Origin of the sequence: Bradyrhizobium sp. 142, from assembly GCF_023074015.1 — a bacterium.
GTDB lineage: Bacteria > Pseudomonadota > Alphaproteobacteria > Rhizobiales > Xanthobacteraceae > Bradyrhizobium.
On sequence record NZ_JADPKQ010000254.1, the window covers coordinates 1 to 654 of the forward strand.

The window sequence follows — 654 nt, forward strand, 5'->3', positions numbered from 1 at the left end:
TAGCACCATCCGCTGTCGGTCGATGGCTCCCGGCTTTAGGCGTACCGCTTCGGAAATGCGCAGACCGGCGGCGTAGCATGTTGTCAGGATCACTTGATGCTTGAGGCTCTCCACGCAGCCGAGGAAGTGCAGCACCTCTTCGGGGCTGAGGATGACGGCGAGTGTCTTGGGCGCCTTTGGACACGGAATGATGAGGTCGAAATCCCATTCGAAGCCGAGCGTGACACGGTACAAGAAACGGAGCGCTGAGACGGTCACGTGGATCGACTTCGGCGCCAACTTCTTCTCGTTCGTCAGATAGACTTGGTAGGCGCGGACATCTTCCGGCCCAAGCAAAGCCGGCGACTTCGCAAAATGGCGGGCGAACTGCGAAACCTGCAGCAGATAGGAATCCTGCGTATGCGGTGACAGGTTGCGGATCTGCATGTCGTTTATCATGCGTAACCGAAGCGGGGTCATTGAAGGCTCCTTGGCAAAAAAACGAAAACTGCCCGAGGGCAGTAACGCCATCTTGCTCGAAGCCAAGCCTATGAACGCTGCAAATTACGTCTCACCATGGCACGCCAAAGCAGTTACAGTTGCTTCAGCCGCATTCCTTCATCCGAAGATGGGCCACTCTTGCCGAGTGTTCTGCCGCGGAGCGGCTTCGTCCAA

2 protein-coding genes are annotated in these 654 nt (G+C 57.0%); one reads left to right on the forward strand and one right to left on the reverse strand.

The window, feature by feature from the left end; translation table 11 throughout:
* A partial coding sequence (locus tag IVA82_RS49045; protein ID WP_247493309.1) for a site-specific integrase occupies positions 1-459 on the reverse strand: 459 nt, incomplete at its 3' end.
* On the opposite strand from IVA82_RS49045, the gene IVA82_RS49050 reads away from it, so the two are divergent.
* A partial coding sequence (locus IVA82_RS49050; RefSeq protein ID WP_247493334.1) for a hypothetical protein occupies positions 425-654 on the forward strand: 230 nt, incomplete at its 3' end. The genes IVA82_RS49045 and IVA82_RS49050 overlap by 35 nt on opposite strands.